We start from the raw sequence: 19,045 nt of genomic DNA on the forward strand, positions 1-19,045 counted from the left end.
ATAAAGTCGTGGTGACCAACCGATAGAGATTCCGAGTCTTTTTTTCTTTCTTTCCTGGACAATGCGCACCGATTCCGCAAGACGGACATCGAGGAGCTTGCCATGCAATATGACTCACCGAGCGTCACGACCGCGCATCCTAATATCAGTTTCGAGCCGACATTAGAGTTGCATGGACTGGGTCAGCATTTCGAATGGACCGGCGAGCTGCAATCTGCAATATCCGTGCTACTGCCGCAGTATGCTGATTGCATGAATCCCCCGTTCCAAAAGAATAAAACAGCGGGACACCCGGTATGTGGAACTCAAGCGCTGACGCATATTAGCAAACGATGCCTTCGCAGTCAGTCTCGGCCATTCCTTAATCTGCTCCACATCAACGCCGTTTTATACCTGTCACGCTTGCAGCAATATATAAATATCTTGCTATGCACATTTTCATTTTCATGGGCGAAGCCGCTCATACTCGTTCCGCTCAGCCTCGCGATTGTTCCCGCGGGGGCATGGGCAGCGTGTACGACGACAGCCAACGTCACAACCTGCAGCGGCACGACAAACCTCGGCAACACGCCGATCGGCAACGGGCCGTCAGGCCCCGACAATGCTGTTGTCACCGTTGCGCCGAACGCTACGGTCACGGCGGGCGACGCGAGCGCCATCAGCCTGCGTGACCGCGCAAACGTAACGGTGAGCGACGGCGCGAAGGTCACCAGCGCCGGCGGCTCGGGCGGCGGCTTGTGGGGCGCGGGCAAGAACACCGTTGAATTCCGTTCGAACGGCACGCTGACTGTCGGAAACGGCTCGACGGTCAGCGCCACCGGAACCAGCACCAACGCCGAGGGTGTCAACCTGCTCGGAGCGGGCAATACGGTCATCAACCACGGCACCATTTCCGCGATCAACACCGCGGCGATCTGGTTCGAGGACACTGTGATCGGCGCGGCCAATACCATCGACAACTATGGCATCGTCCGCACGGGTAACGGCTCGACCAACAGCGTCCTTGCGAACGTGATCGGCAGCCAGCACAACGGTGATGTGCACTTTATCAACCGCACGGGGGCGGTGGTTTATGGTGGGCTGTCGTTCGCAAGCGGCAATGATGAGCTTACGCTTTACCCGTCCTCCGTCGTAACGGGGGGATTCAACGGCGGCGGCGGTACTAACACGCTGAACCTGGCAGGCGAAGCCGGCTCCAGCGACACGCTGACCGGCAACGTCAGCAACTTCCAGACCCTGACGAAGACAGGCCTTGGCAGCTGGACGCTTTCAGGCGCGGTGGGCGCTAACGGCGGCAATGCCGCGCTCGCGGTCGACGTGCAGCAGGGCACGCTCGCGTTGACAGGTAATAACGCCAACTTCAATGGCACGGTACTCGTTGATCCATCCGGCACGCTGGAGGCTCGCGCGCAGAGCCTGCCACCGGACATCACCGACAACGGCCTCGTACGCTTCGTGCAGACGGACAACGGGACTTACGCGGGCAGCCTCATCGGCACGGGCTCGGTCACCAAGACCGACGCGGGCGTACTGACGCTCTCTGGGGCAAACGGCTACCAGGGCGGCACGCTCATTCAGGGTGGGACGGTCGCGGTCGATGCCGATTCGCGGCTGGGCACCGCTGCCGGCTCGCTGACATTCGACGGTGGCGCGCTCGAACTCGTTAACAGCTTCGATCTTTCCGCTTCGCGGGCTATTACGGTGACGGCGAACAACGGGACCATCCAGACCGATACCGGCGTCGCGAGCACCGTGAGTCAGTCCATCGGCGGTGCGGGCGCAATTACCAAGGCAGGCGCGGGGCTGCTGACTTTCCTGGGGAACAACGGCTATGCCGGCGGCACGACGATCTCTGGCGGCACGCTGCAACTGGGCAACGGCGGCACCACTGGCAGCATCGTCGGCAACGTGACGGATAACGGCGCGCTGGTATTCAACCGCACCGACTCCGTCAGCTTCGACGGCACCATCTCGGGTTCGGGCTCGGTGACGCAGTCGGGCCCCGGTGTGACGGTCCTCACCGGTAACAACAGCTACTCAGGCCCGACCACCATCGCCAACGGCTGGCTCTACGTCGATGGCAACCAGAGCGCTGCGACCGGACCCACTACCGCGGCCAGCGGCACCCGGCTCGGCGGCAACGGTACCGTCGGCGGCAGCGTGACGATGGCCGACGGTTCGACGCTGGGACCCGGCTCCGTGCCCGCGACGCCGGCCACGCTGACGATCAACGGCGGCCTCACGCTCAGTCCGACCACGAACCTCTTTTACAACATGGAGCAGGCCAATGTGGCCGGCGGTCAGCTCAACGACCTGACGGTGGTCAACGGCAATCTCACGCTCGACGGCGTGATCAACATCGTCGATCAGGGCCAGACGCTCGGGGCCGGGATCTATCGTGTCTTCAACTACAGCGGAACACTGACCAATGACGGCCTCGAGATCGGCTCGTACATGACCGCGCCGACTACCCCCCAGCAGACGTCGACCACGACCCGGCCGCTGAGCGGCTTCACCGTGCAGACCTCGATCCCGGGTCAGGTGAACCTGGTGAACCCCGGCGGACTCACGCTGAATTACTTCGATGTCGGGCCGAAGAACGATGGCGTGGTCAATGGCGGCAGCGGCACGTGGCAGGCCTCGGCGGGAACCACCAACGACAACTGGACCGGACCGGACGGCGCGATCAATGCGCCATGGACTGACGGCGCCTTCGGCATCTTCATGGGTACGGCTGGCAACGTCCAGGTGGACGACAGCCTGGGCGCGGTGACGACCAAGGGCATGCAGTTCGCGACGAATGGCTACGTGGTCGGCGGCGACGCGATCACGCTGTCGACGCCCTCGCCAGGCAGCTTCACGACCGTGCGGGTCGGCGACGGCACGGCGGCGAGCAGCGGCATCACGGCGACGATCAATGCGGTGCTCGCCGGCAGCGCGGGCCTCATCAAGGAGGACCTGGGCACGCTGGTGCTCAACGGCGCCAACACCTATACGAACGGCACCTACATTCTGGGCGGCACGCTGCAGATTTCGAGCGATGCCAATCTTGGCACGCCGGGCGTCGTGGTGACGATTGCCAACGGCTCGACGCTGCGCACCACGTCGAGCTTCAGCAGTAACCGTCTGATCCTTCTCACGGGCAGCGGCGGGGGCACGCCCGGCGGCACCATCGAGACCACGACGGGAACGCAGTTCACGCTCAGCGGGCCGATCCTGCAGGGCAGCCAGCCGGCCAGCCTGGCGAAGACCGGCGACGGCACGCTGGTTCTGACCGGCAACGATATGTACCGGGGCGGGACCACGATTGCGGCCGGCACGCTGCAGCTGGGCAACGGCGGCACCCTGGGCAGTATCGTCGGGGATGTCGCCGACAACGGCACGCTGGTGTTCAACCGCGCCGACACCGTGACGTTCGGCGGCCTCGTCTCGGGGACGGGACTGCTCAATCAGGCCGGAACGGGCACCACGGTGCTGACGAACAACAACACCTACACGGGCGGCACGACGGTCAGCAGCGGCACGCTGCAACTGGGCAGCGGCGGCACCACTGGCAGCATCGTCGGCAACGTGACGGATAACGGCGCGCTGGTATTCAACCGCTCCGACTCCGTCAGCTTCGACGGCACCATCTCGGGTTCGGGCTCGGTGACGCAGTCGGGCCCCGGTGTGACGGTTCTCACCGGCAACAACAGCTACTCAGGCCCGACCACCATCGCCAACGGCTGGCTCTACGTCGATGGCAACCAGAGCGCTGCGACCGGACCCACTACCGCGGCCAGCGGCACCCGGCTCGGCGGCAACGGTACCGTCGGCGGCAGCGTGACGATGGCCGACGGTTCGACGCTGGGACCCGGCTCCGTGCCCGCGACGCCGGCCACGCTGACGATCAACGGCGGCCTCACGCTCAGTCCGACCACGAACCTCTTTTACAACATGGAGCAGGCCAATGTGGCCGGCGGTCAGCTCAACGACCTGACGGTGGTCAACGGCAATCTCACGCTCGACGGCGTGATCAACATCGTCGATCAGGGCCAGACGCTCGGGGCCGGGATTTATCGGGTCTTCAACTACAGCGGAACACTGACCAATGACGGCCTCGAGATCGGCGCGTACATGACCGCGCCGACTACCCCCCAGCAGACGTCGACCACGACCCGGCCGCTGAGCGGCTTCACCGTGCAGACCTCGATCCCGGGTCAGGTGAACCTGGTGAACACCGGCGGACTCACGCTGAATTACTTCGATGTCGGGCCGAAGAACGATGGCGTGGTCAATGGCGGCAGCGGCACGTGGCAGGCCTCGGCGGGAACCACCAACGACAACTGGACCGGACCGGACGGCGCGATCAATGCGCCATGGGCTGACGGCGCCTTCGGCATCTTCATGGGCACGGCGGGCAACGTCCAGGTGGACGACAGCCTGGGCGCGGTGACGACCAAGGGCATGCAGTTCGCGACGAATGGCTACGTGGTCGGCGGCGACGCGATCACGCTGTCGACGCCCTCGCCAGGCAGCTTCACGACCGTGCGGGTCGGCGACGGCACGGCGGCGAGCAGCGGCATCACGGCGACGATCAATGCGGTGCTCGCCGGCAGCGCGGGCCTCATCAAGGAGGACCTGGGCACGCTGGTGCTCAACGGCGCCAACACCTATACGAACGGCACCTACATTCTGGGCGGCACGCTGCAGATTTCGAGCGATGCCAATCTTGGCACGCCGGGCGTCGTGGTGACGATTGCCAACGGCTCGACGCTGCGCACCACGTCGAGCTTCAGCAGTAACCGTCTGATCCTTCTCACGGGCAGCGGCGGGGGCACGCCCGGCGGCACCATCGAGACCACGACGGGAACGCAGTTCACGCTCAGCGGGCCGATCCTGCAGGGCAGCCAGCCGGCCAGCCTGACGAAGACCGGCGACGGCACGCTGGTTCTGACCGGCAACGATATGTACCGGGGCGGGACCACGATTGCGGCCGGCACGCTGCAGCTGGGCAACGGCGGCACCCTGGGCAGTATCGTCGGGGATGTCGCCGACAACGGCACGCTGGTGTTCAACCGCGCCGACACCGTGACGTTCGGCGGCCTCGTCTCGGGGACGGGACTGCTCAATCAGGCCGGAACGGGCACCACGGTGCTGACGAACAACAACACCTACACGGGCGGCACGACGGTCAGCAGCGGCACGCTGCAACTGGGCAACGGCGGCACCACTGGCAGCATCGTCGGCAACGTGACGGATAACGGCGCGCTGGTATTCAACCGCACCGACTCCGTCAGCTTCGACGGCATCGTCTCCGGAACAGGCCTGCTCAATCAGGCGGGGACCGGCACCACAGTGCTGACGAACGGCAACACCTACACGGGAGGGACAACGGTCAGTGCCGGGACGCTGCAGCTTGGTAACGGCGGCATGACCGGCAGCATAGTCGGCGACGTCACCGACAACGGCGCGCTTGCGTTCAATCGCTCGGACACAGTCACCTTTGGCGGCTCGGTGACCGGCACCGGCGCACTCAGTCAGCGTGGGACCGGCACCACGGTGCTGACCAACAGCAACACCTACACGGGAGGGACGACAGTTAGCGCCGGCGCGCTGCAGATCGGCAACGGTGGCACGACTGGCAGCATAGTCGGCGACGTCACTGACAACGGCTCATTGATCTTCAACCGGCTCGACGACATCACCTACGATGGGCGGATCACCGGCAGCGGTTCGGTGTTGAAACAGGGCGCGGGCACCGCGACTCTCACCAGCGGCAGCACCTACGCGGGCGGTACGACCATCAGCGCCGGCACGCTGCAGCTGGGCAACGGCGGCAACTCCGGCAGCATTGTCGGCGACATCGTCAACGATGGCACGCTGGCGATCGAGCACAGCGATGTGCTGCCGGTCGTCGGCAACGTGTCGGGCTCGGGCGGCATCGTGCAGCGTGGTACCGGCGCGGCCGTGCTGCTCGGAACGAACAGCTACAGCGGGCCGACCGACGTCGCGACAGGCGCGCTTTACGTCGATGGCGACCAGACGGCCGCGACCGGCATCACGACCGCGGCCAGCGGCAGCACGCTAGGCGGCTCTGGCATCATCGGCGGTAACGTCACCGTTGCCAATGGTGGCGCGTTGGCGCCGGGCCAGATCGGTGTCGCGCCGGGCACGCTGACGATCAACGGCAACCTGAATCTGAGCAGCGGCTCGATTCTCGACTACGGATTCGGGCAGGCCAACGTCGTCGGCGGCGCCCTCAACGACCTGACCGTCGTGCAGGGCAACGTGACGCTTGCCGGAACGCTCAACGTCCAGACGAGCGAGGCCGGCACGTTCGATCCCGGCATCTACCGCATCATCAGCTATGCGGGTTCTCTGACCAGCAATGGACTAGCGATCGGCACTATCCCGTCGCCGGATTTTTTTGTGCAGACATCCATTGCTCATCAGGTCAACCTCATCAATACCGCCGGCCTCACCTTCAGTTACTGGGATGGCGTTGCCGGACCCAAGGACGACAATGCCATCGAAGGCGGCAACGGCGCGTGGCAGAACTTCCGCGGCAATAACAATTGGACTGATGAACTGGGCGCGCCCAATGCCGCATTCGCCGACAGCACGTTCGCGATCTTCGCTGGGACCGGGGGCACGGTGACGGTGGATGGCAGCCTGGGAGCAGTACAGGCCGCCGGTATGCAGTTCGCCGTCAACGGTTACGTACTGACCGGCGGCCCGATCACGCTGGTCGGTTCGGCGGCGACGCCGGGCGAGTCGATCATCCGGGTCGGCGACGGCACCGCGCCTGGGGCCAGCTACGTTGCGACGATCGACTCGGTCCTTGCCGGCAACTCCCGGCTCGTCAAGAGCGACCTGGGCACGCTGGTGATGGACGGCGCGAACGCCTATACGGGCGGCACGCAGATGAACGGCGGCGTGTTGCAGGTCCGGTCCGACAGCAACCTCGGCGCAAGCAGCGGCACGCTCGGCTTCAACGGCGGTACCTTGCGAACCACCGGGACCTTCGCCACCGCGCGCGCGACCACTCTTGGCGACGACGGTGGTACGTTCGAGCCCATCGCGGGAACGACGCTCACGCTCGACAGCGGCGTCAGCGGGACCGGCGTTCTGACAAAGGCTGGTCCAGGCGCGCTGGTGTTCGCCGCCGACAACAGCTATACGAACCGCACGGAGATTAAGGCCGGTACCTTGCAGCTCGGCAACGGCGGCACGGCAGGCAGCATCGCCGGCAACGTGATCGACGATGGCGTGCTGGCGTTTAACCGGTCCGACACTTACACGTATGGCGGCAATATATGGGGAAGCGGCGCGGTCCAGCAGATCGGCCCTGGCGTGACCGTGATGACCGGCAGCAACACCTACACGGGCCCGACCTTCGTCGTAGCCGGCACATTGCGCGCCGGCGCGACGAATACGCTGAGTCCCGGTTCAGTGGTGGGTATTGATCCCCGCGCGGCCCTCGACTTGAACGGTTTCGACCAGACAGTTGCGGGGCTGGCGAACGCCGGGCTGGTTCGCTTCGGCGGTGCGCCCGGGACGACGCTGCGCGTGGCCGGCAACTACATCGGCGATGGCGGTGCGCTTGCGCTCAATACTTACCTTGGAAGCGATGGCTCTCCGACGGACCGTCTCGTCATTGACGGTGGCACGGCCACCGGCGCAGCGGCGTCACCGGCCATCGTCGCGGCGAAGCAGTCGGCGAAGGCTAACGGGGCCCTGGCCAAGGCAGCCGCGGCGAGCGGCGGCACGTCGCTGCTGGTGAACAATGCTGGCGGACCGGGCGCCAGAACCACCGGTGACGGCATTCTCGTGGTCGATGCCGTCAACGGCGCGACGACCGCGCCCAGCGCGTTCTCGCTCGGTACGCCTGTGGCCGCGGGACCATACGAATATTCGCTATATCGCGGCGGCGCCGCCGTCGGTTCGAGCGACGACTGGTTTCTTCGCTCGATCCTCAACTGTGCAACCGCTCCGGATGTAGCCGGATGCCAGCCACCGTCGTCGCCACCCGGAGCGTCGGCTGTGCCAGTCTATCGGCCCGAGACGTCGCTTTACGCGGCGCTTCCGTCACTGGCACTGAGCTTCGGAGGTGTGCTGCTTGATTCGCTTCATGAGCGTATGGGCGGCCAGATCGGACCTCAGGCCGACATGCCCTCCGGCGGCAATGCGAAGCAGCGCAATGCGCTCGGCTGGGGGCGCATCGTCGGTATCACGGGCACGCGGGACGGCGGCGCTTCGGGCATCTATAGCAATGACGGCCCCTCGTATGACTACCGCCTGTATGCGGCACAGGCGGGCATGGACGTTTATCAATCGAAGCAGCCGGATAACACTGCGGACCACGCTGGCCTCTACGTCGCATACGGCGAGATCGATGGCGACGTCGACCACTTCGACGGCAGCGACGCAGGCAATGACCGGATTAGCGGTGCAACCGTCGGCGCTTACTGGACGCACTTCGGCCCGACCGGCTGGTACGTCGACAACGTCATCCAGGGCACGCGATACAACGTCAAGGCAGACGGACCCACAGGCCACCTGGATTCGGAGGGCACTGGCCTTGGCGCTTCGGTCGAAGGAGGCTATCCGATTGCGTTCGGCAACGGCGTCGTGATCGAGCCGCAGGCGCAGCTCGTGTACCAGACCATTCATCTGAACGCGACGCACGACAACGCGGCAAACGTGAATTTCAGCGACGTCGAAAGTCTGACGGGCCGGCTAGGCGTGCGCTTGTCCCGAACCTGGGAGTTTGCACCCGGCACAGCCACCGCACCGGCGCGCAAGGCCACCGCATGGGTGCGGGCGAGCTTCATCAACGAATTCCTCGGACATCCGGTGACGGGCTTTTCCTCGGCGGACGGATATGTGCCATTCGAAGTGAGTGTTCACGGTCCGGGAGGAAAGCTTGACGCAGGACTGGACGCTCAGGTGTCGAAAAGCACGTCCGTGTATGGAAGCGTGCAAGGTCAGTTCACCGGAGGCGGGCATGCGGTGGGCGCCGAAGTTGGGGTGAAGGTCAGGTTTTGATCTTTGAACACGCTGGAATTCTTCCACCTCGCGGCGATCGAATTTCCTGCTCGCCGAGGGTTTGAGTTTTTCTGCCCACGCGCGTCGCTGGATGAGCGGGATGGACGGAAGCCGGCGCATGTGCGAGTTGAAGCGTCCGGTTCGACATTCGTCGGGACCCAGGAACTGCCTTTCTCCGTGATATATGCGTTGGTCCGGACCGTTCGTTTTTTCGCTGAAAACGGCAGTTGAATGTGTCCAGCGAGCGACCGGTTCTGGCCTCCGACCTCGTTCGTCGGACAACGCTCGAGGGAGGAAACCGCGGAGTGCACCTGGGCGGCTATGGGGATTGAAGTGGGTGGGTGACGCAGTCGGTGACGCGACAGTGGGTTAGAGCCGAAGGCTGGTTGATGCCGATGCGGTTGCAATGCGGTCGCACAGCGCATTTGCTATCTATTCTGTTGACGGCGCCAGTTCATCGAAGCCTGGGCGCGACAAGTGCAGCACTTCGTAGCGTTCGCCTGGGGCAACTGCTTCTGGTGTGTCGGCCCAAAGCGTGAAGGTGACACGCTCCCAGGAGCGCGGATCAATCGCACAGGCACTGGCGATCACACTACTATGCCTGGCGATATGCTCGACTTCAGCGACCGCATCTCGCGCGGCCTGCGCGAGATCGGCTTCGCGAGGAACGACCACTCGCTCCCGCGTCGCCGCGCAAGGCAATGCGCCGGACGCCGGTCCGCGCTGGCACAAGAGGCCCGACCATGTCAGCACGACGGGCCGTCCGAACGATTCGACGATGCCTTGGAAACCGCCTCCTTGCCACAGAAAACGGTTCATACCAGCGGTGTCATTCCACAAGTAGAACGGCGAATACTGGTTGAGCGTCGCACCTGCCTTGTCGCGCTCGCGGATCAGGTAAGCCTTGAGACCAAGGCCAGCGAACGTGTCGGTCATGTGCCCGCGGTCCGCGACGCGATTTCGGATGATCTGCATATCGTAGTCGGCGGGCAAGGTGATTTCATAATGCATCGCATACATGGTCGGGCTCCAGAGGCAGTAAATGGTGTCCGGGCTGTGGCGTATCAGGTAGAGAACGCCGCGCCACCATTGGCATGGGAATAAGTATCGTCCCATCATTAGCGGCGCGAGAATGCTGATGATAGTTGCCGGTCGTATTGCGCACGCCCGTGCTGGTGCATGGGCGTCACGATTCTCTCGACAGCGATTCGATCCGCGATTATTTGCATACGCATCCTGCAGTGTCTTTCTCCATCCGACAGCCTTGCACTGCGGTACCGGCGAATCCGCATGACACGTGGGAGATTTACGTAGCGTTGTAACTTTAGGCGTGGCTGTCTCCCGCAAGCCCGACCGGTACCACTTCCGCTAAATCCGCCTGCAGCGCCCGCTCGTGGAGACGCGCGAGTGTATGGGGCATGCAATTTGCGCTACTTCCAATGACCGGTCGAAGTGCAACAGGCCCGCAGGTCGCATGCATCCCGTTCACCGAAAGCCGGGTTGCAGCCAGGGCAGGAGGAATCTGCGATGAAACTAACTGCGAGACATTTTGTAATTGCGGCGTCGGTCGTGCTGCTGGCGATGAGCGCATCTGGATGCAAGCGGGCGGACAACAGTAGCGAGACCAGCGGCGCAGCGGCGGGCAGTAGCGGCACGATGACTAACCCCGCAGCGACCGGAGCGATGGGCGCAAGCGGCCCGGCGGCAGCATCGGGCGCCAGCCAGTAACGGAAAACACGTTAGCCCGCACACGTTAGCCCGCAAGTGAGTGGGTATCAAATTGGCAGAGGAAGCCGGCGGGAGCCGCCCCTCAGGAACATCGCAGCTCCCGATGAGGCTGGACTGAGGAGATTCAATCATGGAGTCTGCGATCCACTATCAGGTCAATATCTGCGGTGGTGATTTCCAGCACGTCAGGGACTGTTTCAACGACTGGAAGCGCCAACCGCTTGTTTATCGCACGGACCGGTCGATGTTCGAAGGCAAACAGGAAGTCCGTCCGTTGTCTGCCGGGCCGTTCAGCGATGGACAAGCAGCGCAGACCCAACTGGAGCAGACGTGCGACCCCTGTGATCCTTACGCCCTGGCGGCGGAAATCCGGGACGGTCAGCACGATATGTGGCTGGTGATGGCAGCCTACGAGGAGTAATGTCCGTTGCGCACGGGCGCTACTGAAGACGAGGCAGTCGACCCGTTACTCCGGTCGGCAAATTCGTGCCAACGTCCCAGGTTTCGCCCGAAGCAGCCGTTCCCCCGTGTCCGGGCGTTCGGGCATCACCTAACTTCACGATCAACCTCGCATGATCACAGCGGCGAGGTGCACCTGGCCGAACACTGCGTGAGACAAAATCTGAAGTTAGCGCGCCCGTAGACTCGGGTACGACAAGGTAGTACCGTCGGGCCGTTACCGCACGGCGAGCGAGGTGGTGCGGGAGGCGCTTCGCCTGCTGGAGTCATAGTTGTCGAACCGGGGACCGTCCACCCAGAATACCGTTGCGCCGACCAATCGCACCCCGGCCTCAGCCACTCGAGATGACGACCGCGAACTGTTGACGCAAACGCGTGGGAGAGATTTGTGAACGATGCATCGCGGTTCCCGGTTGCCGGCGTCGGCGCCTCGGCCGGGGGAATAGAGGCGCTAGACGGTTTCTTTCGCGGGATGCCCGCCGAGCCCGGCGTCGCTCTTGTCGTCGTGACGCATCTCGGCCCGGAGCGTGAGAGCCTGCTGCACGAGATCATGGCGCGATATACGGCGCTACCGGTACAGGTCGCGGCCGACGGTATGCCGGTGGAGATAAACAGCGTCTACGTGGCGCCGTCCAATGTGGTCCTCGGGATTGGGAACGGCCACCTCCGGGTTCACGTGCAGAGTACAAGCCGGCGCGAGCGCAAGCCCATTGACATCTTTTTCAGCGAACTGGCAAATGACCAGGGCGAACTGGCGGTGGGCATCGTCCTGTCCGGTGGCGACTCCGATGGCGCGCTCGGGGTCAAGGCAGTCAAGGAGCACGGCGGTCTCACCATGGCGCAGATCGCGGACGGATTCGGGCCGCAGCACGCAAGCATGCCCGAGAGTGCGATCGCCACGGGGCTCATCGACTTTGCCATCCCCGTTGAACAGATGGGGCCGAAACTCGCTGAATTCGCCCGTAGCACCTATGTGCTGGACGATATTGCCTTCAAGGCCAAAAACGCGGCGGAGCAGCAACAGATCGATGACGCGCGAAAGGAGATTTGCGGCATCCTGCGCGGCCAGCTCGGTCACGACTTCAGTGGCTACAAGACCAGGACTTTCATGCGCCGCGTGCAGCGGCGCATGCAGGTAATCCATGCCGAGTCAGTCGATGCCTATGTCGAACACCTGCGGCGCGATTCGCAGGAAGTCGGCGCACTGTTCCGCGATCTTCTCATCAACGTGACCAATTTTTTTCGCGACGCGGAAGCGTTCGAAGAGCTCGCGAATACCGTCATACCACGGCTTTTCGAGGAGCGCGGAGTGGACGATGTGGTGCGCGTCTGGGTCCCCGGTTGCGCGACCGGGGAAGAGGTCTACTCGCTGGGTATCCTGCTGCGCGAACACATGGATAAGCTTGCGAGCGTGCCCCGGGTGCAGATCTTTGCCAGCGATATTGACGAACATGCACTTGCAGTCGCGCGCGCAGCCAAATATCCTGGCCAGTTGCTCGATGGTGTGTCCCCCGAACGCCGGAAACGCTTTTTTATTCCCGACGGCGCGAGTTATGTGGTGGCCAAAGAGGTGCGCGACCTGTGCATCTTCTCGCCGCACAGTGTGATTCGCGATCCGCCTTTTTCTCGGATCGACCTGGTCTCCTGCCGTAACCTGCTGATCTATTTCGGCCAGGATGTTCAGGGACAGGTCATTCCGACGTTCCACTATGCGTTGCGTCCCGACGGCTACCTGTTTCTTGGCACGTCGGAAAGCGTCAGTCAGTTCGACGATCTGTTTGCACCGGTCGAGAAAAAACATCGCATCTTCCGTCGCCGGTCGGTGCCCGCACCGCACGTTCGACTCCCGCTGATGGTCTCGTCGATGCGGACCGGTCGCGCGGGCGAGCTGACGGCGCGGCGCACGGAAGTTGGCGGTGTTGCGCTGCGCGAGATGGTCGATGCTCAGGTGCTAGAGCGGTTTTCGCCGCCTCACGTGCTAGTCAATCGCGATGGTGATGTTGCCTACTATTCAGCGCGGACCGGCAAATATCTCGAACCGCCCGCCGGCATTCCCTCGCGTCAGATATTCACCTTGGCGCGCAAGGGCATTCGCCTCGAACTACGAACGGTGTTCCGCGAAGCGGTCGAATCCGGGCGCCCGGTGACACAGGAAGGCATACCGGTCGAGGAAGACGATGGACGCGTGCAGATGGTCACTGTGACGGTCGAGCCGCTCAACAGCCGGCCCGGCGTTGAGCCGCTCTTTCTGATTCTGTTCATTGATCAGGGGGCGGTCCTGAGCCGCGAAGAAGCATTAAGTCGTGCTCACGCTGCGCACGACGGCACGACGGTGCAGATGGAACGGGAACTGCGCGACACACGCGAGCGCCTGCAATCCGTGATCGAGGAATACGAGACCGCACTGGAGGAACTCAAGTCGTCGAACGAGGAACTCGTTTCGGTCAATGAGGAGATGCAGTCGACCAACGAAGAGCTGGAAGCGTCGAAGGAGGAACTGGTCTCGCTCAACGAGGAACTGCACACCGTCAATAGCGAACTGAACGGGAAGATCGAAGCGCTCGATCGCGCAAACAGCGATCTGCAAAACCTGTTCGAGAGCACGGCGGTCGCCACAGTTTTTCTGGACCGGCACCTCGTGATTCGCAGCTTCACGCCGGCCATGAAGGACGTATTCAATATCCGTCCGGCTGACCGGGGACGGCCCATCACCGACCTGGCAAGTCCACTGAATATGCCGGAGCTTGCCAGCGATATCGCGCGCACGGTGACTGAAGGCGAAGTGATCGAGCGTCGTATCGATAGCAGCGACCAGGCGATCAATTATCTGGTCCGTCTCGCGCCCTACCGGAATGGCGACCGGCGGGCGGAAGGTGTGGTGGTCACGTTCCTGAATATTACCGGCCTCACCCACGCCGAGGCGCGCCAGAAGGTGCTCATTGCGGAACTCCAGCATCGCACGCGCAATCTTCTCGCACTCGTTGAGTCAATCGCGCGTCAGACCTTGCGGAAGGAGCCGCCGCTTGAAGCATTTACCTCGCGATTGCGTGCCCTCGGGCGTCTGCAGGGGATTCTCGGAAAAGCGGCGGGCGAGCATGTCGATCTGGGTGACATCGTACGCATGGAGGTGGAGACGATCGCCGGTGTCGACGCTGACAACATTGCCATGACCGGCCCGAAAGTTCCCCTCGGCCTCGAATACGTTCAGAACATCATGCTGGCCATACACGAACTCGCAACGAACGCGTTGAAATACGGAGCGCTAAAAGACCGTCAGGGGCGGCTGGATATCCGCTGGCGTGTGGAAGACATACAGCAGGACCAGTCATTGCTTCTGCTGGATTGGCGGGAAAGCGGTCTGGCCGTCCCGCCCGACCCTTCGAAACGCGGGTACGGACGGCAGTTGATCGAACAGGCGCTGTCTTACTCCTTGCGGGCGAAGGCAGAACTGCTCTTTTGTGACGATGGGATTTGGTGCCGGATCGAAATGCCGTTTGAGCGAAAACGTTCCAATGCTGCCGACCAGACCTGAGGAAAACGGATGGGACAGGGTACAGAACTTCAGGGACGCCGGATACTGGTTGTCGAAGACGACTTCGTCGTTGCGCAGGCGCTTTGTGGCCTGATCGAAGAGGCCGGTGCAACGGCTGTGGGGCCGATCGGCTTTGCGGATGAGGCGCTGGCATACATCCAGTCCAATAAGGACGCCTTTAATGGCGTGGTGCTTGACGTCAATCTGCACGGGCAGAAGTCGTACGCGATCGCGGACTGGCTGACCGAGAACAGCGTGGACTTTGTCTTTACAACCGGCTATGGCGCGGAGGCGCTTGATCCGGCCTATGCCGGCTGCCCCCGGTGCGAGAAACCCTTCGATCCACGGGTTCTTTTCAGGCTGCTCGGTTCCAGCACTCTCTAGATTACGCTTGGACGGGATACACCCGGCGCTGGAGTCACACTTCGCGAAGTATCGCAAGCAGGTTCCGGCGCTGGCTTTGACATGCCATCTCGCGGACGGCGGGCGCGGGCCGGTCAGTGTCACGGCGATGGTGCGCGCACTCGCATGGGCCGACTACCTGAAGTCGCACGCGTTACGCGCCTACGGAACCGGCATGACGGCGCCGATGGACCGGGCGCGGGCGCTGCTCGAAAAAATCCGGGCAGGCAAATTGCCATCGTTACCGTTTGCGTTGAAGAAGATTTACGACGCGTGCTGGTCGATGCTGACGAACCGCGAAGAAGCCGCCGAAGCCGTCTCTATCCTGATCGAGCATGGGTACATGGCCGAAGTGGCGGAACGGAATAACGCGAGCAAGGGAGGACGTCCACGCGAACCGCGCTATGTCATCAATCCAGAGGTGACGAAATGAACCGCTATCTGGAGATGCTGAAATCGGAAAAGAGCCTACCCCACGAACCCGCAAAACCCGCAAAAGTGCCAACCGGGGGTTTGGCGGGTTTTGCGGGCGCACAGGGTGAACTCTTTTTGAAAAATGAGACCGTGCCGGCTGCATCAGAAAAACCCTCGTTCGATCACAAAACCGAACGCATCCCTGACTATTGCATGGGCGCGCTGCGCGATCCTGTCGGCGGGTTGTTTCTGCCGTGGGGGCCGTACCTTACTGCAGACGATGTGCGGCGTCTGCGTGCCGAACTGTTCACCGCGATTGTCGAACTGGCGGACGCGGAGCGCTGGACGCGCGAGCGGTACAACGACACGGTGGCGCGCGCTGCGCGCGGGCCACTGGCGGACCTGTTGCCGAACATCGAATACTTCAGCGCGAAGGTCCGCGAACTGCGGGCTGAGGCGACGGTGCGCGAAGTGATGGCGGCGCGGGCGTGGAAATATGACAGCAGGATTCGATAGCCGGAGGGCGTAACGTGGCAACGAAAAGGAAGGCGACAAAGGAGGCGGCCAGCGCGCCGCCACCAAAGCGCAACCCGGAGGCTCTGGGGCTGTCGGGCGAGCAGTACGACGACCCGGTAAAGCGCGGGGCGCTGATCGCGTCTAGTCCGGTCGTGCGCGGAGCCGTGACCGGGCGCAAGTACGCGGAGCCGGTGTTCGGGGCCGAGCTTGACCTGACAGCTTACCTGGCTGAACTGAACAGACAGGCCGCTGCGGTCCGGGCGGGTGACCTGTCCGGCGTGGAAGCCCTGCTCGTCACGCAGGCCAACACGCTCGACATGATCTTTAACCAGTTCGCGCGCAAGGCGGCGTTCAGCGAGTATCTGAACCAGATGCAGGCGCATTTGTCGCTAGCGCTGAAGGCGCAGGCGCAATGCCGTGCGACGCTCGAAGCGCTAGCCGAGATAAAGAACCCGCGTCCGCTCGCGTTCGTCGGCGCGCGTCAAGCAGGTTGTCGCCTCACTCATGCAGCCAGAGGCTGTTTATTTGCGCCGATCGACGCCATCTCAACGACTGAGTCACGTTCGGGGTTAAGCGTCACGGCACCAACCGGTGTCCAGTTGCGCGTGTGACACGACCAGCGGGCCGGATTGCATGCGCGCGCCTTCACGTACAGTGCGTGACGTGCCGCGAGAAGCGCACGATCGTCGCCGGCATGACGCTGCGCAGGCGTCACGTAGCGGATGCCGCTATGACGATGCTCGAAGTTGTACCACTGCACGAAGCCGGCAGCCCAGTTGCGAGCAGCGTTCAGGTCCTCGAAGCCTGTGACCGGAAACTCCGGCCGGTACTTCGCGGTTCGGAACAGCGCCTCGGCGTAGGCGTTGTCGTCGCTGACACGGGGGCGTGAGTACGACGGCTTGACACCCAGCCAGTGGAGCATCGCCAGCACGGTCGTGGCCTTGAGCGTCGCACCGTTATCGCCGTGCAGCACCGGCCGGGTCTCAAGGACGGCAATGCCTTCGGAGAGCGCCGTACGACGCACGAGATGAGCAGCGTGTTCGGCCGCGTCGCTGTCGTGCACCTCCCAGCCGACAATCTTGCGGCTATACAGGTCCAGGATCAGGTACAGGTGGAACCATCGACCTGTTACCGTTGCCGGCAGAAACGTCATGTCCCAGCACCACACCTGGAGCGGCGCCGTTGCGACGTGCGTGGTCGGCGGCCGGGCGCTCGAAGGCGTTCTGGCACGACCACGGCGCGTCATCTGCCCATGCTCGCGCAGCACGCGCGCAAAGGTCGATTCGCTGGCGATGTACACGCCTTCGTCAGCCAGCATCGGCACGATACGCGCCGGTGGCATGTCGGCAAAGCGTGGCTCGTTGGCTATGCGCAGCACGTTTGCCCGCTCCTGCGGGCTCAGGGTGTGCGCGGGCAGTGGGCGCATCGCGCCGGGCCTGGCGTCGCCCTTGACGAGCCCCTGATGGGCCTTCCAGCGTTCGCACATCGATTCCGGCGACCTCGCAGGCCAGACGCAACCGTGCGCCAGCCCGATTGGCCGATTCGATTTCCCGGGCCAGCCGCTGGCGATCCTCGAGGCCGATCATTCGTCCTCGCCCTTGTCCGTGTTGAAGATCGCCGCGACTTTTTTTGACAGTACCAGCAGCGCTGCTGTCTCAGCCAGCGCCTTCTCCTTGCGCCGCAGGTCGCGTTCGAGCTCCTTGATGCGGCGCTGATCCTGCTTCGTCTGCCGCGGGCTCGCGCGGGCTTCTTCGGGCTCGGCCAGCGCCTGCGTGGCCGCTTGCCGCCACTGCGCCAGAACCTGCGGATACACGCCATGCTCGCGGCACCATGCATTGCGCGCCGTCTCGTCCATCGCCGCCGTGTTCAACACCGCCTCGAAACGGGCGGCCGCTGTCCATGCCCGCTCGCGAGCGGGCATGGACAGCGCATCACTGCGCCAGCGCTCCAGCGTCTGCGCGCCCACACCGATCTCTCGCGCAACCTCTTCCACCGATGCGCTCTCCGGCGGCAGCAACCGCGCCACCGCTCTGTCCTTGAATGTCTTTCCGTAACGCGCCACCTTGTTCTCTCTTTATCGCCCCCAGATTCCAATTTTATCCAGGCGACAACCATTGTGACGCGGGGGGCGTGAAGCAGGCGAACATCGCGAACGGGCCGCAACAGGTGAACAACGGGGCCGCGCCCGAACCTCGCGCGCGTGGGAAAAGCGGCGAAGCGGCGAACGGACTATTAACGGACGATCATGGGACGACACTGGACGGCGGAGCAGCGGGTAAAGCAGGCCGAAGCAATCCGGCGCTGGAAGCCGTGGGAAAGATCAACGGGACCGGCGACTGACGCGGGGAAGGCTGCGGCGAAGCTCAATGCGCTGAAACATGGAATGCGCTCGGCGTACTGGCGCGACGAACGGCGGCGCGTGAATGAACTGCTGAGTGAGTGCCGGGAACATCTGTCGAAATACCCCTCCCGCAAGCAGCGGCAATAATTCGGAAATTATTCGAGTACGGTGCCCCTCTTTTAGACTGGAAAGGACCGATACAGGGATATACGTATGAATGCACGGCCATAGAACCGGATTGCCATCCAAATATAATGGAGCCACCATGCACCATCAAATAAAGACGGAACAATACGCTGTCACTACGGTGCAAATCAGGTGCTTACATATCGCTCGCCACCTGGCTCGCACCGCTCTGGGCAAAACTGGCCGGGTGCGCCGCTAAGCTCCGTTCCGTTCGGACTATGCCGATGCGCGCGCGGCGCCGCTCTTCCTGCTTGCTGCGAGCTGGGCCGAGCCGTGTGAGGCGGTATTGCGCATCGCGTCCTAGCGACTGATCCCAGCGTCGCTTTGCTGGATGACCGAGGCGCGCTACCGGCTCGACGTGGCCATTGCTGGTGGAACTTGCGTGGCTTTCGCCATCCCGGTTTGACCGCCTTATGAGCCGCTCTGGAGACGCGTCC

General features: G+C 63.3%; 9 protein-coding genes and 2 pseudogenes. 9 read left to right on the forward strand and 2 right to left on the reverse strand.

Annotated elements, in window-relative coordinates:
- The first annotated feature begins 687 nt into the window (after window positions 1–687).
- Window positions 688–9,030: an autotransporter-associated beta strand repeat-containing protein gene (locus tag OKW45_RS16655; protein WP_429469931.1), complete on the forward strand. Its 8,343-nt coding sequence runs from the start codon at window positions 688–690 to the stop codon at window positions 9,028–9,030.
- A gap of 432 nt (window positions 9,031–9,462) precedes the next feature.
- Here the strand turns inward: OKW45_RS16655 and OKW45_RS16660 are convergent, their stop codons facing one another.
- On the reverse strand, window positions 9,463–10,050 hold the full coding sequence (locus tag OKW45_RS16660; RefSeq protein ID WP_429473295.1) for a DUF4865 family protein: 588 nt from the start codon (window positions 10,048–10,050) through the stop codon (window positions 9,463–9,465).
- A gap of 838 nt (window positions 10,051–10,888) precedes the next feature.
- Here OKW45_RS16660 and OKW45_RS16665 point away from each other — a divergent pair.
- From OKW45_RS16665 to OKW45_RS16695, 7 genes and pseudogenes are all read left to right on the forward strand, one after another.
- Window positions 10,889–11,179, forward strand: coding sequence for a hypothetical protein (locus OKW45_RS16665; protein ID WP_018421542.1), 291 nt, complete (start codon window positions 10,889–10,891; stop codon window positions 11,177–11,179).
- 241 nt (window positions 11,180–11,420) lie between these two features.
- A pseudogene (locus OKW45_RS16670) lies at window positions 11,421–11,489 on the forward strand (type II toxin-antitoxin system ParD family antitoxin); the annotation flags it as partial.
- A 116-nt stretch (window positions 11,490–11,605) separates the two neighbouring features.
- The gene (locus tag OKW45_RS16675) at window positions 11,606–14,749 is read left to right on the forward strand and encodes a CheR family methyltransferase (RefSeq protein WP_429469933.1); all 3,144 of its coding nucleotides are present in this window, start codon (window positions 11,606–11,608) and stop codon (window positions 14,747–14,749) included.
- 9 nt (window positions 14,750–14,758) lie between these two features.
- Window positions 14,759–15,133, forward strand: coding sequence for a response regulator (locus OKW45_RS16680; RefSeq protein ID WP_429469935.1), 375 nt, complete (start codon window positions 14,759–14,761; stop codon window positions 15,131–15,133).
- 7 nt (window positions 15,134–15,140) lie between these two features.
- Window positions 15,141–15,584: a DUF3987 domain-containing protein gene (locus OKW45_RS16685; RefSeq protein ID WP_429469937.1), complete on the forward strand. Its 444-nt coding sequence runs from the start codon at window positions 15,141–15,143 to the stop codon at window positions 15,582–15,584.
- Window positions 15,581–16,081 (forward strand): hypothetical protein, encoded by a 501-nt coding sequence (locus tag OKW45_RS16690; protein ID WP_429469938.1) that lies wholly within the window; start codon window positions 15,581–15,583, stop codon window positions 16,079–16,081. Before OKW45_RS16685 ends, OKW45_RS16690 begins: the two co-directional genes overlap by 4 nt.
- 14 nt (window positions 16,082–16,095) lie before the next feature.
- The gene (locus tag OKW45_RS16695) at window positions 16,096–16,692 is read left to right on the forward strand and encodes a hypothetical protein (protein WP_429469940.1); all 597 of its coding nucleotides are present in this window, start codon (window positions 16,096–16,098) and stop codon (window positions 16,690–16,692) included.
- Here the strand turns inward: OKW45_RS16695 and OKW45_RS16700 are convergent.
- Window positions 16,584–18,143, reverse strand: a pseudogene (locus OKW45_RS16700) (IS3 family transposase). The gene OKW45_RS16695 and the pseudogene OKW45_RS16700 sit on opposite strands and share 109 nt — an antisense overlap.
- 68 nt (window positions 18,144–18,211) lie before the next feature.
- Here OKW45_RS16700 and OKW45_RS16705 point away from each other — a divergent pair.
- Window positions 18,212–18,421: a hypothetical protein gene (locus OKW45_RS16705; protein WP_429469942.1), complete on the forward strand. Its 210-nt coding sequence runs from the start codon at window positions 18,212–18,214 to the stop codon at window positions 18,419–18,421.
- Window positions 18,422–19,045 lie beyond the last annotated feature (624 nt).

The sequence above is a fragment of the Paraburkholderia lebeckiae genome, assembly GCF_050436225.1.
Lineage (GTDB): Bacteria > Pseudomonadota > Gammaproteobacteria > Burkholderiales > Burkholderiaceae > Paraburkholderia > Paraburkholderia tuberum.

Bases quoted from the DNA above. Each gene is read 5' to 3' on its own strand.
- OKW45_RS16690 (WP_429469938.1), top strand. From the start codon at position 15,581: ATGAACCGCTATCTGGAGATGCTGAAATCGGAAAAGAGCCTACCCCAC.
- OKW45_RS16660 (WP_429473295.1), bottom strand. From the start codon at position 10,050: ATGTATGCGATGCATTATGAAATCACCTTGCCCGCCGACTACGATATG.
- OKW45_RS16680 (WP_429469935.1), top strand. From the start codon at position 14,759: ATGGGACAGGGTACAGAACTTCAGGGACGCCGGATACTGGTTGTCGAA.
- OKW45_RS16665 (WP_018421542.1), top strand. From the start codon at position 10,889: ATGGAGTCTGCGATCCACTATCAGGTCAATATCTGCGGTGGTGATTTC.